Raw genomic sequence first — 13,214 nt, 5'->3', positions numbered from 1 at the left:
CCTTATCCTAACAGGTCTTCTACAGATTTTCCACGAAGCTTCGCTACATCTTCAGCACGTTTAAGCTCACTTAAACCTTGAAGTGTTGCGCGGATCATGTTGATCGGTGTATTAGAACCTAGAGATTTAGAAAGGATATCAGCTAGACCAGCAAGCTCAAGTACCGCACGAACTGGGCCTCCAGCGATAACTCCTGTACCTTCTGAAGCAGGCTTCAATAGAACGTTTCCTGCACCGAATCGACCGATGATTTCATGTGGAATTGTAGTTCCAACCATTGGTACTTCAATTAAATTCTTTTTCGCATCTTCAACAGCTTTGCGGATCGCTTCTGGTACTTCTTGTGCTTTACCAGTACCGAAACCTACATGACCGTTTTTGTCACCGACAACAACTAAAGCTGCAAAACGGAAACGACGTCCACCTTTAACAACTTTCGCTACGCGGTTAACCGTAACTAAGCGTTCTTCTAACTCTAATTTGCTTGGGTCAATACGACTCATTCGGATGTGTCCCTCCTTCTTTTATTAAAATTTAAGTCCAGCCTCACGAGCAGCTTCAGCTAGAGCTTTTACACGTCCATGATATAGGTATCCTCCGCGGTCAAATACCACGTTAGAGATTCCTTTTTCAACAGCACGTTTTGCAACAAGTTCGCCAACTTTCGTAGCAGCTGCAGTGTCAGAACTATTCTCGATCTTTAACTCTTTATCAAGAGTAGAAGCACTTACAAGTGTTACACCGTTAACATCATCAATTACTTGAGCGTAGATATTCTTGTTAGAACGGAAAACGTTAAGGCGAGGTCTTTCAGCAGTACCTGAAAGTTTCGCACGAACACGAGCATGTCTTTTAAGACGAGTAGCGTTTTTGCTAGTTTTCGTAATCATCCGAGTCACTCCTTTCTTCACATTAAGCGATCTTACTTACCAGTTTTTCCTTCTTTACGGCGAACGAATTCACCTTCGTAACGAATTCCTTTACCTTTGTAAGGCTCTGGAGCACGGACAGCGCGGATGTTAGAAGCTAGGGCTCCTACACGCTCTTTATCGATACCTTTAATGATTACTTTCGTTTGAGATGGAACTTCGATTTCAACTCCAGCCTCAGGAACGATTTCAACTGGATGAGAGTATCCAACGTTAAGAACAAGTTTGTTTCCAGATTTAGCTGCACGGTAACCGACACCGATAAGTTCTAAACCTCTTTCGAAACCTTTAGATACACCTTCAACCATGTTTGCAATCAAGCTGCGTGTTGTACCATGTAATGCACGGTGTTCTTTATTTTCAGACGGACGGCTTACAGTTAAGACGTTGTCCTCAATTTTAATTTCCATATCAGGGTGAAATGCACGAGTTAGTTCACCTTTTGGTCCCTTTACTGTCACTGTGTTATCGTTGTTTGTCACAGTAACTCCTGAAGGGATCTCGATTAGTTTTTTACCTATACGAGACATACCAAGCACCTCCATTCATCTTAAACTTTTTTTACCATACGTAAGCAAGTACTTCTCCACCAGCTTGTTTAGCACGGGCTTCTTTGTCCGATAAAACACCTTGTGATGTAGAAATAATTGCGATTCCAAGTCCGTTAAGTACACGTGGTACTTCATTTGATTTCGCATATACGCGTAAACCAGGTTTACTGATTCTTTTAAGACCAGTGATAACACGTTCGTTGTTTTGGCCGTATTTAAGGAACAAACGGATAATTCCTTGTTTGCTGTCTTCGACGTACTCAACGTCACGGATAAAACCTTCACGCTTTAAGATTTCAGCAATTTCTCTTTTGATTTTTGAAGCCGGTACTTCTAGCTTCTCATGACGTACCATGTTCGCATTGCGAATACGAGTCAGCAAATCTGCAATCGGATCTGTCATAACCATTATTTAATAACCTCCTTCCCATTTATGGGGATTACCAGCTGGCTTTTTTAACGCCAGGAATTTGTCCTTTATATGCAAGTTCGCGGAAACAAATACGGCAAAGTTTAAACTTACGAATAACTGAATGTGGACGACCACATCGTTCGCAGCGCGTATACTCTTGAACTTTAAACTTTTGTTTGCGTTGTTGTTTCGCAATCATAGACTTTTTAGCCACGATTTCGCCTCCCTTTCATTGATTATTTCTGGAACGGCATACCTACTTGAGTTAATAACTCACGTGCTTCTTCGTCCGTATTGGCAGTAGTAACGATAACGATATCCATACCGCGGACCTTTGTTACTTTATCGTAATCAATTTCTGGGAAGATTAACTGTTCTTTAATACCAAGCGTGTAGTTTCCACGACCGTCGAAAGATTTCTTAGAAATCCCGCGGAAGTCACGTACACGTGGTAAAGACACAGAAATAAGTTTATCAAGGAAATCATACATGCGCTCTCCGCGAAGTGTTACTTTCGCACCGATTGGCATTCCTTCACGTAGACGGAATCCAGCAATAGACTTCTTCGCACGAGTAACGACAGGTTTTTGACCAGCGATAAACGTTAATTCTTCAACAGCAGTATCGATTGCTTTAGCGTTTTGAACAGCGTCACCAACACCCATGTTGATCACGATTTTTTCGATTTTTGGCACTTGCATTACTGATTTGTATTCAAACTTAGAAACTAATGCAGGTGTAATTTCTTTTACATACTTTTCTTTAAGGCGGTTCATGAGAAAGACCTCCCTTCCTTATTTACTATTTATCTAGAACTTGCCCAGATTTTTTCGCTACACGGACTTTCTTTCCGTCCTCAACTTTATACCCAACACGTGTCACTTCACCCGTTTTAGGATCAAGCGGCATTACGTTTGATACGTGGATCGGCGCTTCTTGTTCAGAAATTCCGCCTTGAGGGTTAGCTTGGGTTGGTTTAGAGTGTTTTTTCACAAGGTTAATACCTTCTACTAAAACACGTTCCTTTTTAGGGAAAGCAGCAAGGATGACACCTTGTTTACCTTTATCTTTACCAGAGATAACCACTACTTTATCGCCCTTTTTAACATGCATTTAATCGCACCTCCTTGAGTCGCGGATTGTATTCATTAAAGTACTTCTGGTGCTAGAGAAACAATTTTCATATAGTTGTTTTCACGAAGTTCACGTGCTACTGGTCCGAAGATACGAGTTCCACGTGGGCTCTTGTCGTCACGAATGATGACACATGCATTTTCGTCGAAACTGATGTAAGATCCATCGTTTCTGCGAGCTCCGCTCTTAGTACGAACGATAACTGCTTTCACAACTTCACCTTTTTTGACAACGCCTCCAGGTGTTGCTTGTTTAACCGTACAAACAATGACATCACCGATGTTAGCCGTTTTACGTCCAGAGCCACCAAGAACTTTAATCGTTAGTACTTCGCGTGCGCCAGAGTTGTCAGCTACTTTTAAACGAGTCTCCTGTTGAATCATTAATGTTACCTCCTTTCGGAAAAAGAAATCCGAACTTTATTAGATAATAACGGCTTCTTCGACAACTTCAACTAGACGAAAGCGTTTAGTCGCAGATAAAGGACGAGTTTCCATGACCTTTACGATGTCTCCGATTTTTGCTTGGTTGTTTTCATCATGTGCTTTGAACTTCTTAGAGTATCTTACACGTTTGCCATAAAGTGAATGCTTTTTGTATGTTTCAACTACAACAGTGATGGTTTTATCCATTTTGTCAGAAACAACACGACCTTGATACACTTTACGTTGGTTACGTTCGCTCATGTTTGCGGGGCCTCCCCTCTAATTATTATTTATTAGCAGCGATTTCTCTTTGACGAATCACAGTTTTCATGCGTGCGATTGATTTACGCACTTCACGAATGCGAGCAGTATTTTCAAGCTGCCCAGTCGCTAATTGGAAACGAAGATTGAAAAGTTCTTCTTTAAGAGACTTTACTTTTTGTTCAATTTCAGCAGTGGTAAGGTCACGAATTTCATTAGCTTTCATTTGATTCACCACCAATTTCTTCACGTTTTACGAACTTCGTTTTAATTGGCAATTTGTGAGATGCAAGACGAAGAGCTTCACGAGCAACTTCTTCAGACACACCAGAAATTTCAAATAAAACTTTGCCCGGTTTCACTACAGCTACCCATCCTTCTGGAGCACCTTTACCGGAACCCATGCGGACCTCTAGAGGTTTAGCTGTGTATGGCTTAGAAGGGAAAATTTTAATCCAAACTTTACCGCCACGTTTCATGTAACGAGTCATAGCAATACGAGCAGCTTCGATTTGACGGTTTGTGATCCAAGAAGCTTCAAGAGCCTGGATACCGTACTCACCGAAATGTACTTCAGTACCGCCTTTTGCACGACCACGCATTTTTCCACGATGTTCTCTGCGATACTTCACGCGTTTTGGCAATAACATATTATTTTCCTCCTTCCGCAGTATTCTTCTTAGTTGGAAGGACTTCTCCACGATAGATCCATACTTTTACGCCAAGCTTACCATAAGTAGTGTCAGCTTCAGCAGTAGCATAGTCGATGTCAGCACGAAGTGTGTGCAATGGAACAGTACCTTCACTGTAATATTCAGAACGAGCAATATCTGCACCGCCAAGACGACCAGAAACCATTGTTTTGATTCCTTGTGCTCCAGCACGCATTGTGCGTTGGATTGTTTGTTTTTGTGCACGACGGAATGAAATACGGTTTTCAAGTTGACGAGCGATGTTTTCAGCAACTAGCTGAGCATCAAGATCTGCTCTCTTGATTTCAAGAATGTTGATGTGTACACGTTTGCCAGTTAGGCTGTTAAGAGCTTTACGAAGTGCTTCAACTTCAGATCCGCCTTTACCAATTACCATACCTGGTTTAGCCGTGTGGATTGTGATATTTACGCGGTTTGCAGCACGTTCGATTTCTACTTTAGAAACAGACGCGTCAGACAAACGCTTGCTGATGAATTCACGGATTTTCAAGTCTTCATGTAAGAAGTCAGCGTAATCTTTTCCTGCGAACCATTTAGATTCCCAATCACGAATGACGCCAATACGAAGACCTACTGGATTTACCTTTTGACCCACGGATTATCCCTCCTTCTTTTCTGATACAACGATTGTAATGTGGCTAGTACGTTTGTTAATTGCGCTCGCACGACCCATAGCACGTGGACGGAATCTCTTAAGTGTTGGACCTTCGTCAACGAATGCTTGAGTAATCACTAGGCTGTTAGCGTCCAACTCGTAGTTGTGCTCAGCGTTTGCGATAGCAGATTTTAATACTTTTTCAATAATTGGTGAAGCAGCCTTAGGTGTAAGGTTTAAGATAGAAACTGCTTCTCCTACTTGCTTACCTCGGATCAGGTCCATTACTAGACGTGCTTTACGAGGAGCAATACGGACTGTTCTTGCGACAGCTTTAGCTTGCATTTAAAAGCCTCCTCTCATTAGCGTCTTGTTTTTTTATCGTCACTAGCATGACCTTTGTAAGTACGGCTTGGTGCGAATTCGCCCAATTTGTGACCTACCATATCTTCAGAAATGAAAACAGGTACATGTTTGCGTCCATCATAGACAGCGATTGTGTGACCGATGAATTGTGGGAAAATTGTAGAACGACGAGACCAAGTTTTTACGACTTGCTTTTTGTCAGTTTCATTCAATTTCTCGACTTTAGCCATCAAATGATCATCAACAAATGGTCCTTTTTTTAAGCTGCGAGCCATTGTGGAACCTCCCTTCGTGATTGAACTACGGTCCTAAATGAACCGTAGACAACCCCGTTACTTGTTTTTACGACGACGTACAATGAATTTATCAGACTTGTTGGTTTTCTTACGAGTCTTGAATCCAAGAGTCGGTTTACCCCATGGAGACATTGGTGATTTACGTCCGATTGGAGCGCGTCCTTCACCACCACCGTGTGGGTGATCGTTAGGGTTCATTACAGAACCACGAACTGTTGGGCGTACGCCTTTCCAGCGAGAACGTCCAGCTTTACCGATGTTGATTAATTCGTGTTGCTCGTTTCCAACTTGACCGATAGTCGCACGGCAAGCAGAAAGAATCATGCGAACTTCTCCTGAGTTCAAACGTACAAGAACGTATTTACCTTCTTTACCAAGAACTTGAGCAGAAGTACCAGCAGAACGAACTAATTGTCCACCTTTACCTGGTTTTAATTCAATGTTATGCACAACTGTACCAACTGGGATGTTGATAAGTGGAAGAGCATTACCTGGTTTGATGTCAGCTTCTGGTCCAGAAGTAACTTCAGTACCAACTTGGATTCCTTTCGGAGCAAGAATGTAACGTTTCTCACCATCTGCATAGTTTACAAGAGCGATGTTAGCTGAACGGTTTGGATCATACTCGATTGTAGCAACGCGTCCAGGTATACCGTCTTTATCACGCTTAAAGTCGATGATACGGTATTGACGTTTGTGACCGCCACCTTGATGACGAACAGTCAATCTACCTTGGTTGTTACGTCCGCCTTTTTTGTGTAGCGGTGCAAGCAACGATTTTTCTGGTTTGTCAGTCGTGATTTCAGCAAAATCTGAAGTAGTCATGCCACGACGACCATTACTGGTTGGTTTATACTTTTTAATCGCCATTTTGAATTTCCCTCCTTCTTTTTAAGATTTACGCTTCAAAAATTTCGATTTCTTTGCTGTCAGCAGTTAATTTCACGATCGCTTTTCTGCGACGGCTAGTCATACCAGTGTAGCGTCCAACGCGTTTTGATTTTCCTTTGTAGTTTTGAACGTTGACTTTCTCAACTTTCACTCCAAAGATTTCTTCAACAGCGTCTTTCACTTCTGTTTTGTTAGCTCTGACATCAACTTCGAACGTGTACTTCTTCTCTGTCATTAGATCAGCAGAACGTTCAGTAATGATAGGGCGCTTTAGAACATCACGAGGATCTTTCATTATGCAAGTCCCTCCTCTACTTTTTCAACCGCTGCTTTAGTGATCAGAAGTTTGTCGTGGTTGACAACGTCAAGAACGTTGATACCGTTAGCTTCAACAACTGTTACTCCAGGGATGTTACGAGCAGATAAAGCAACTGTTTCGTTTGCATCCGCAGTGACGATCAACGCTTTCTTCTCGACAGATAATCCTTTAAGGATGCCTGCGAATTCTTTCGTTTTCACTGCATCAAGAGTCAGATCTTCAAGAACGATGATGTTGTTGTCGATTACTTTAGAAGACAATACTGACTTGATAGCCAAGCGGCGAACTTTTTTAGGTAATTTATAAGAATAACTGCGTGGTGTTGGACCGAATACGATACCGCCTCCGCGCCATTGTGGTGAACGGATAGAACCTTGACGAGCACGACCTGTACCCTTCTGTCTCCAAGGCTTACGACCTCCGCCACGTACTTCAGAACGAGTTTTTACTTTGTGAGTTCCTTGACGTAAGGAAGCTCTTTGCATAAGAATAGCATCGAATACTACGCTTTCGTTTGGCTCGATTCCAAACACAGAAGCGTTTAATTCGATTTCACCGTTAGTAGAACCGTTTTGGTTATATAATGCTACTTTTGGCATGACTTGTTTCCTCCTTTCCTAAGAGAGTTATTTAGATTTAACTGCACTCTTTACAGTTACTAGAGATTTTTTAGCTCCTGGTACGTTTCCTTTGATCAATAGAAGATTGCGTTCTGCATCAACTTTAACGATCTCAAGGTTTTGGACAGTGATTTGCTCTCCGCCCATACGACCTGGAAGAAGTTTACCTTTGAATACACGGTTTGGATCAACAGGTCCCATTGAACCAGGACGACGGTGGTAACGTGAACCGTGAGTCATTGGTCCGCGTGATTGTCCGTGGCGTTTGATAGCCCCTTGGAATCCTTTACCTTTTGATGTTCCTGTTACATCTACGATATCTCCATTTGCGAAAATATCAACTTTGACTTCCTGACCAACTTCATACGCATCTAACTCCGCACCGCGTAATTCTTTTACGAAGCGCTTAGGAGCAGTTTCCGCTTTAGCAACGTGGCCTTTCTCTGGTTTGTTAGAAAGCTTTTCACGTTTGTCATCAAAACCGATTTGGATTGCTTCATAGCCATCCGTGTCAACAGTCTTCTTTTGAAGAACAACGTTAGCAGCAGCCTCAACAACAGTTACAGGGATAAGATCACCGTTTTCTGCGAATACTTGCGTCATACCAATTTTTCTACCTAAGATTCCTTTGGTCATTCGTCACACCTCCTATAATATGTGTTTTCTATTTGAATTAAAGTTTGATTTCGATATCTACACCAGATGGTAAATCTAAACGCATAAGTGCATCAACTGTTTGCGGAGTTGGATTCACGATGTCGATTAGACGTTTGTGAGTACGCATCTCGAATTGCTCACGAGAATCTTTGTACTTATGCACCGCACGAAGGATTGTGTAAACTGATTTTTCAGTTGGAAGCGGAATTGGACCAGATACACTAGCACCAGAACGCTTAGCCGTTTCAACAATCTTCTCAGCAGATTGATCAAGAATTCTATGATCATATGCTTTTAAACGAATACGAATTTTTTGTTTTGCCATTATTTTCCCTCCTTTTCGCCTACTTACGTTAGACAGTTCTCCGTGAGAAAAACCTGATCACCTCGCCATGGCAAAGCGGCCGGGTGTGTCAGCAACCTCTCACTTCATCGCAGTCAAAGACCAACATGCACTATTGTACCAAATTGGCCTGCGTGTTGCAATAATAAATCGGATAAATTTATGATTTGCACACTTTTCATATTATACAGGGATTCAGCCTATAAATCAAGCTTTCCCTGAAGATGATGTATAGCAGTCTTTCTTATGATACGTATAAATTCATCTGGCTCTTCGATATGCGGAGAATGTGCAGAGTCTTTAAAGGTAAACCATTCTTTGATTGGTGCTTTTAATTGATCAACATATGGTTTTGATACAGCAGCTGGTGTAATCATGTCGTGATCGCCAATGAGAAAGTAGCACGGTATTAATATAGTAGAAACTCGGTATTGAATACTCTCATTCATTAGCTGATCCCATAACTTGTCTTGACTAAACTTCTGTCCTTTTATGAACTTCCATTTATCTTTCAGCTGATATTGCTTACTAAAAAGAAACCCTTTTAGTATTTGAAAAACCGGCTTCCATCTATGTGTGAGACCTACGCTCGCAAACTCTTTATATAGAGAAAACAAGGCATGAGCTGATGTCCGTTTCCATGGAGGAGGCGTCAGTAATCGCAGACACCCAGTAAACAGACGATTGCGATGATATTTCTTCAAAAGGAGCTCGTACGATACGATATCTTCCTTTAACACATCTACTACCTGACTAATCCCGTAATATGCATGATAAAGATCTGGACGCTTATGTACTGCTTGTATGGCAATTAATGATCCCCACGAGTATCCTGCGATATACAATTTTGAATGACCTAGATAAGTTAGAAGCTTTTCTGTCAGTTCAATCGTGTCTTCAATAAATTGCTGAATGGTCATCGATGCATCGGGAAGATTCTCTTGATAGGAAAGTCCTGCACCTCTCTGATCCCAATGGACAACTGTAAAGTCCTGATCAAGTTCCCCGTGAAAGGAATCAATATAACTGATTTGAGCCGAGCCGGGCCCGCCGTGCAAAAATAAAAGTACAGGCTTCGTTTCACTCGACTGGTCTTCTTTCATCATAATCCATTGGTCAATCCCGCCGATCGACCATTTATTCAAGTATGTCTTTACCATTCCAGCGATCCTCTCGGTTCCATTTAGATTCTATAGCTTATAGTAGCCGTTCTGATCTGGAAAAGCAAAAAAAGAGACCCTTTTGCAAGGAGTCTCTTTTGTATGTTTATTACTTAATGATAGTTGAAACGACACCAGAACCTACAGTACGTCCACCCTCACGGATAGAGAAACGAGTTCCTTCTTCGATAGCGATAGTAGAGATAAGTTCAACTTCCATCTCAGTGTTATCGCCAGGCATTACCATTTCAGTACCTTCTGGAAGATGTACGATACCAGTTACGTCAGTTGTACGGAAGTAGAACTGCGGACGGTAGTTAGCGAAGAATGGAGTATGACGTCCACCCTCTTCTTTAGAAAGTACATAAACTTCAGCTTTGAAACGGCTGTGTGGAGTGATTGTACCTGGTTTAGCAAGTACTTGACCACGTTGGATATCTTCACGAGATACACCACGAAGTAGTGCACCGATGTTGTCACCAGCTTCAGCGTAGTCAAGAAGTTTACGGAACATTTCAACACCTGTAACAGTTGTTTTACCGTTTTCTTCTTGAAGACCGATGATTTCAACTTCGTCACCGACTTTAACTTGTCCACGCTCAACACGACCAGTAGCAACTGTTCCACGACCAGTGATTGAGAATACGTCCTCAACTGGCATCATGAATGGCTTCTCAGTGTCACGCTCTGGAGTTGGGATGTACTCATCAACCGCATCCATAAGTTCAAAGATTTTTGCTTCGTAATCAGCATCTCCTTCAAGAGCTTTAAGAGCAGAACCTTTGATAACTGGTACATCGTCACCAGGGAAGTCATAGTCAGAAAGAAGGTCACGAACTTCCATTTCAACAAGTTCAAGTAACTCTTCATCGTCTACCATGTCACATTTGTTAAGGAATACTACGATGTATGGTACACCTACGTTACGAGAAAGTAGGATGTGCTCACGTGTTTGTGGCATTGGACCATCAGCAGCAGATACTACTAAGATCGCGCCGTCCATTTGAGCAGCACCAGTGATCATGTTTTTAACATAGTCAGCGTGTCCTGGGCAGTCTACGTGTGCATAGTGACGAGTTTCAGTTTCATACTCAACGTGTGCAGTTGAGATTGTGATTCCACGCTCGCGCTCTTCTGGAGCACCATCGATTTGGTCATAAGCCATAGCTGTACCTTTACCAGATTTCTTATGAAGAACTGTTGAGATAGCAGCAGTTAGAGTTGTTTTACCATGGTCAACGTGTCCAATTGTACCAATGTTAGCATGCGATTTGGAACGGTCGAATTTTTCTTTAGCCATTCTAAAAATCCTCCTTAAAGGTTCATTGTATTTGGTATAGAGTGATAGAAAGTGAAGAGTTACCTCTCACTTTCTGATCTTCAATAGTAGTTATACTTTAGTTTAAAGGCAAAATCAATTATTCACCTTTATTTTTTTTGATGATTTCTTCACTGATGCTCTTAGGCACTTCTTCGTAGTGATCCATGTGCATAGTGAAAGTACCGCGTCCTTGTGTGTTAGAACGGAGTGCAGTAGCATATCCGAACATTTCAGAAAGTGGAACCATAGCGCGAACAACTTGAGCGTTACCGCGAGCTTCCATACCTTCTACACGTCCACGACGAGATGTGATATCACCCATGATGTCTCCCATGTATTCTTCAGGGATAACAACTTCCACTTTCATCATTGGCTCAAGTAGAACTGGGTTACATTTGCTGACAGCATTTTTCAATGCCATAGATGCAGCAATTTTGAACGCCATTTCGTTAGAGTCAACATCGTGGTAAGATCCATCAAATAATTTTGCTTTGATGTCGATTAATGGGAATCCAGCTAATACACCATTTTCAAGTGAATCTTCAAGACCTGCTTGAATTGCTGGGATGTATTCACGTGGAACAACCCCACCGACGATTGCATTTTCAAATTCGAATCCTGCGCCTTCTTCGTTTGGTTCGAATTCAATCCAAACGTGTCCGAACTGACCGCGTCCACCAGACTGACGTACGAATTTACCTTCAACTTTTGCACCAGAACGGAATGTTTCACGGTACGCAACTTGAGGAGCACCTACGTTAGCTTCAACCTTGAACTCACGCTTCATACGGTCAACAATGATATCAAGGTGAAGCTCACCCATACCAGAGATGATCGTTTGACCAGTTTCAGGGTTTGTTTGTGTACGGAATGTTGGATCCTCTTCAGCTAGTTTAGCTAAAGCGATACTCATTTTATCTTGGTCAGCCTTAGATTTAGGCTCGATAGCTACATCGATAACTGGCTCTGGGAATTCCATAGACTCAAGGATAACAAGATTTTTCTCGTCACAAAGAGTATCACCAGTAGATGTATCTTTAAGACCTACAGCTGCTGCGATATCCCCTGCATATACAGTAGAGATTTCTTCACGGCTGTTTGCGTGCATTTGAAGGATACGTCCAACACGTTCACGCTTGTTCTTAGAAGAGTTCTTCACGTATGAACCAGAATCAAGTGTTCCAGAGTATACGCGGAAGAAAGTTAGTTTCCCAACATAAGGGTCAGTCATAACTTTAAATGCAAGAGCTGCGAATGGTGCGTCATCAGTAGACTCACGAACAACCTCTTCATTTGAATCTGGCAGGATACCTTTAATTGCAGCAACATCAGTTGGTGCAGGCAGGTAGTCAAGCACAGCGTCAAGTACAAGCTGAACACCTTTGTTTTTGAAAGCAGATCCAACAAGAACTGGGTAGAATTCAACATTCAATGTTCCTTTACGGATTGCAGCTTTCAATTCAGGAATTGTGATTTCTTCACCCTCAAGGTATTTTTCCATAAGCTCTTCATCAAGCTCAGCGACAGCTTCAATTAGGCTGCTGCGAAGCTCTTCAGCTTTGTCTTTATACTCAGCAGGGATTTCTTGTGCATCAGAGCGAGTTCCAAGGTCATCTTCGTAGAAGTATGCTACGTTTTCTACAAGGTCGATGATTCCTTCGAATTGATCTTCAGCGCCGATCGGCAATTGAATTGCATGAGCGTTCGCTTGAAGACGATCTCTTAATGTGCTTACAGAGTAAAGGAAGTCCGCACCGGTTTTATCCATTTTGTTAACGAATACGATACGAGGTACTCCGTAAGTTGTTGCTTGGCGCCAAACTGTTTCAGTTTGTGGCTCTACACCTGATTGTGCATCAAGGACAGCAACCGCACCATCAAGTACACGTAAAGAACGTTCAACTTCAACAGTGAAGTCTACGTGTCCTGGTGTATCGATGATGTTTACACGGTAACCTTTCCATTGTGCTGTAGTAGCAGCAGAAGTGATTGTAATACCACGTTCTTGCTCCTGCTCCATCCAGTCCATTTGTGAAGCTCCTTCGTGAGTTTCACCAATTTTATGGATACGACCAGTGTAGTACAAGATACGCTCAGTCGTTGTCGTTTTACCGGCATCGATGTGAGCCATGATACCAATATTACGAGTTTTGTCTAAGGAGAACTCTCTTGCCATTGGGTAATTTCTCCTTCCTCATTAGGGAATAGTTTTTTTAGTTTG

General features: G+C 42.1%; 22 protein-coding genes. All 22 read right to left on the bottom strand.

Annotated features, from left to right (window positions below):
- Nucleotides 1–2: 2 nt before the first annotated feature.
- Nucleotides 3–503: a 30S ribosomal protein S5 gene (gene rpsE / locus NSU13_RS00820; protein WP_007496332.1), complete on the bottom strand. Its 501-nt coding sequence runs from the start codon at nucleotides 501–503 to the stop codon at nucleotides 3–5.
- Nucleotides 504–527: 24 nt separating this feature from the next.
- The gene (gene rplR, locus NSU13_RS00815; protein WP_008356544.1) at nucleotides 528–890 is read right to left on the bottom strand and encodes a 50S ribosomal protein L18; all 363 of its coding nucleotides are present in this window, start codon (nucleotides 888–890) and stop codon (nucleotides 528–530) included.
- 32 nt (nucleotides 891–922) lie between these two features.
- A complete protein-coding gene (gene rplF, locus NSU13_RS00810) occupies nucleotides 923–1,459 on the bottom strand; it encodes a 50S ribosomal protein L6 (RefSeq protein WP_024425602.1) in 537 nt (178 codons plus the stop codon).
- Nucleotides 1,460–1,490: 31 nt separating this feature from the next.
- The gene (gene rpsH, locus NSU13_RS00805; protein ID WP_007496327.1) at nucleotides 1,491–1,889 is read right to left on the bottom strand and encodes a 30S ribosomal protein S8; all 399 of its coding nucleotides are present in this window, start codon (nucleotides 1,887–1,889) and stop codon (nucleotides 1,491–1,493) included.
- Between the two features lie 31 nt (nucleotides 1,890–1,920).
- Complete coding sequence (gene rpsN, locus NSU13_RS00800; RefSeq protein ID WP_008356542.1) at nucleotides 1,921–2,106, bottom strand: 30S ribosomal protein S14; 186 nt, start codon at nucleotides 2,104–2,106, stop codon at nucleotides 1,921–1,923.
- Between the two features lie 22 nt (nucleotides 2,107–2,128).
- A complete protein-coding gene (rplE, locus tag NSU13_RS00795) occupies nucleotides 2,129–2,668 on the bottom strand; it encodes a 50S ribosomal protein L5 (RefSeq protein WP_003217159.1) in 540 nt (179 codons plus the stop codon).
- A 25-nt stretch (nucleotides 2,669–2,693) separates the two neighbouring features.
- Nucleotides 2,694–3,005: a 50S ribosomal protein L24 gene (gene rplX, locus NSU13_RS00790; RefSeq protein WP_008356538.1), complete on the bottom strand. Its 312-nt coding sequence runs from the start codon at nucleotides 3,003–3,005 to the stop codon at nucleotides 2,694–2,696.
- A gap of 35 nt (nucleotides 3,006–3,040) precedes the next feature.
- On the bottom strand, nucleotides 3,041–3,409 hold the full coding sequence (gene rplN, locus NSU13_RS00785) for a 50S ribosomal protein L14 (RefSeq protein WP_003216882.1): 369 nt from the start codon (nucleotides 3,407–3,409) through the stop codon (nucleotides 3,041–3,043).
- A 39-nt stretch (nucleotides 3,410–3,448) separates the two neighbouring features.
- Nucleotides 3,449–3,712, bottom strand: coding sequence for a 30S ribosomal protein S17 (rpsQ, locus tag NSU13_RS00780; protein WP_003216906.1), 264 nt, complete (start codon nucleotides 3,710–3,712; stop codon nucleotides 3,449–3,451).
- A gap of 25 nt (nucleotides 3,713–3,737) precedes the next feature.
- Entirely contained in the window at nucleotides 3,738–3,938 is a 201-nt protein-coding gene (rpmC, locus tag NSU13_RS00775; protein ID WP_003217155.1) for a 50S ribosomal protein L29, read from the bottom strand.
- Nucleotides 3,928–4,362 (bottom strand): 50S ribosomal protein L16, encoded by a 435-nt coding sequence (gene rplP / locus NSU13_RS00770; protein WP_003156478.1) that lies wholly within the window; start codon nucleotides 4,360–4,362, stop codon nucleotides 3,928–3,930. Before rplP ends, rpmC begins: the two co-directional genes overlap by 11 nt.
- A 1-nt stretch (nucleotide 4,363) precedes the next feature.
- Nucleotides 4,364–5,020 carry a 30S ribosomal protein S3 gene (gene rpsC / locus NSU13_RS00765; RefSeq protein WP_003217241.1) on the bottom strand — a complete coding sequence of 219 codons (657 nt, stop codon included), beginning with the start codon at nucleotides 5,018–5,020 and terminating at the stop codon, nucleotides 4,364–4,366.
- A gap of 3 nt (nucleotides 5,021–5,023) precedes the next feature.
- The gene (gene rplV, locus NSU13_RS00760; protein WP_007496316.1) at nucleotides 5,024–5,365 is read right to left on the bottom strand and encodes a 50S ribosomal protein L22; all 342 of its coding nucleotides are present in this window, start codon (nucleotides 5,363–5,365) and stop codon (nucleotides 5,024–5,026) included.
- A gap of 17 nt (nucleotides 5,366–5,382) precedes the next feature.
- A complete protein-coding gene (rpsS, locus tag NSU13_RS00755; protein WP_003216920.1) occupies nucleotides 5,383–5,661 on the bottom strand; it encodes a 30S ribosomal protein S19 in 279 nt (92 codons plus the stop codon).
- 57 nt (nucleotides 5,662–5,718) lie between these two features.
- Nucleotides 5,719–6,552, bottom strand: coding sequence for a 50S ribosomal protein L2 (gene rplB / locus NSU13_RS00750; protein WP_024425599.1), 834 nt, complete (start codon nucleotides 6,550–6,552; stop codon nucleotides 5,719–5,721).
- Nucleotides 6,553–6,580: 28 nt separating this feature from the next.
- Nucleotides 6,581–6,868 carry a 50S ribosomal protein L23 gene (gene rplW, locus NSU13_RS00745; protein ID WP_003217016.1) on the bottom strand — a complete coding sequence of 96 codons (288 nt, stop codon included), beginning with the start codon at nucleotides 6,866–6,868 and terminating at the stop codon, nucleotides 6,581–6,583.
- Nucleotides 6,868–7,491: a 50S ribosomal protein L4 gene (gene rplD / locus NSU13_RS00740; RefSeq protein WP_024425598.1), complete on the bottom strand. Its 624-nt coding sequence runs from the start codon at nucleotides 7,489–7,491 to the stop codon at nucleotides 6,868–6,870. The genes rplW and rplD overlap by 1 nt, the downstream gene beginning before the upstream one ends.
- 27 nt (nucleotides 7,492–7,518) lie before the next feature.
- Entirely contained in the window at nucleotides 7,519–8,148 is a 630-nt protein-coding gene (gene rplC / locus NSU13_RS00735) for a 50S ribosomal protein L3 (RefSeq protein ID WP_024425597.1), read from the bottom strand.
- Between the two features lie 37 nt (nucleotides 8,149–8,185).
- Nucleotides 8,186–8,494, bottom strand: coding sequence for a 30S ribosomal protein S10 (gene rpsJ, locus NSU13_RS00730; RefSeq protein ID WP_003156464.1), 309 nt, complete (start codon nucleotides 8,492–8,494; stop codon nucleotides 8,186–8,188).
- Nucleotides 8,495–8,712: 218 nt separating this feature from the next.
- A complete protein-coding gene (locus tag NSU13_RS00725) occupies nucleotides 8,713–9,672 on the bottom strand; it encodes an alpha/beta hydrolase (protein WP_041115158.1) in 960 nt (319 codons plus the stop codon).
- A 109-nt stretch (nucleotides 9,673–9,781) separates the two neighbouring features.
- On the bottom strand, nucleotides 9,782–10,972 hold the full coding sequence (gene tuf, locus NSU13_RS00720; RefSeq protein WP_034283892.1) for an elongation factor Tu: 1,191 nt from the start codon (nucleotides 10,970–10,972) through the stop codon (nucleotides 9,782–9,784).
- Nucleotides 10,973–11,090: 118 nt separating this feature from the next.
- Nucleotides 11,091–13,169, bottom strand: a complete 2,079-nt coding sequence (gene fusA, locus NSU13_RS00715) for an elongation factor G (RefSeq protein WP_326136009.1) — start codon at nucleotides 13,167–13,169, stop codon at nucleotides 11,091–11,093.
- Between the last annotated feature and the right edge of the window lie 45 nt (nucleotides 13,170–13,214).

The organism is Bacillus sp. FSL M8-0049, assembly GCF_038593355.1.
GTDB lineage: Bacteria > Bacillota > Bacilli > Bacillales > Bacillaceae > Bacillus > Bacillus safensis.
Note: the sequence above shows the minus strand (reverse complement) of the source record. Positions and strands in the feature narration are given on the sequence as shown.